This window comes from Vibrio sp. MM46 (genome assembly GCF_027587135.1).
GTDB classification, from domain to species: Bacteria; Pseudomonadota; Gammaproteobacteria; order Enterobacterales; family Vibrionaceae; genus Vibrio; species Vibrio harveyi.
This window is the reverse complement of record NZ_JAPPTO010000086.1, coordinates 1-900: the sequence shown is the minus strand read 5'-3', so window position 1 is coordinate 900 and position 900 is coordinate 1. Positions and strand designations below refer to the sequence as shown.

Here is a 900-nt window from a genome sequence, read left to right as displayed (position 1 = left end):
GACTTCAAAGCCAGGAATGCCCGCCCCATCAACAGAAAAAGCGTAAACAGGTAATTGGAAGCGTTCGCTAAGGCGAGTAATTTTAGGTGCGCTCTTGTGGCAGTATGGGCAGGTACTTTCAAAAAAGAACACCAGAGCGTATTGGTTTTGCATGGCGGCGTGTGCGGTGCCAGCAAACAGTAGTACAAAACTGAGCAAAAGGGTGCGAAGAGATGGCATGGTGCCTCCTTGCGTTTTAGGTTAAAAAGAAACAAGTAAAGTGTTGTCATCCAAGAGGGCGGTATGGACGAGATAAATAATGTGGTATCGAACGTTGAGCTAGGTTTGGGGTTTATAGCAGCGCTTGCGCTGTTTGCTTTGGTATGGTGGCTGTTTTTGGATTAGAAATCCGATTGCTCAAAGTTGGTCGCAACGTTGTAAAAACGCCCAAGCAAATCATTTTGGCTTATCCAGCCATACGCCAGTGGCTTCATCTCTCCGGTGCTTGGGTGCACCAAAATCAGCGCTGGCGTAAAAGGAACGGTGACCTTGCCTTGGTTATGGCGGTTCTCTTTGATGTTGGTGATGAAGGTTTCATCATTACTAATACCAAGAAGCTCTAAGTGGTATTGGTCAGCAAAAGCTTGAATGGAAGGGGCAAGCTGCTGACTGAGCGTATCGTTGCCGTCATAAACAAAGAAAAATCCCCAGCCTTCCTGCTTCATCTTTTCAACTGCATCGGTTTTCTTTTTATTTTCTAGATCGAGATACACCTGCCTTGCGGCTTGCTCTGTCGGGTGGTCTTTAGTGTAAGAGAGCTCCGGTCTTTCCAGTAGCAGTGCTTTGAATGTCATGCCTAGCTGGTCAGTCTGGTCAGTGATAAATCGATTAAGTGCCAAGAACCTTGCCAGTTTTTCCTTG

General features: G+C 46.6%; 2 protein-coding genes. Both read right to left on the bottom strand.

The annotated features are described in order from the left end of the window. The coding region (gene traF, locus OH459_RS28020; RefSeq protein WP_269989886.1) for a conjugal transfer protein TraF at positions 1–219 on the bottom strand (219 nt) is incomplete at its 3' end. Positions 220–380: 161 nt separating this feature from the next. Next, positions 381–900: type-F conjugative transfer system pilin assembly protein TraF (gene traF, locus OH459_RS28015; RefSeq protein ID WP_269989884.1), on the bottom strand; the 520-nt coding region annotated here is incomplete at its 5' end.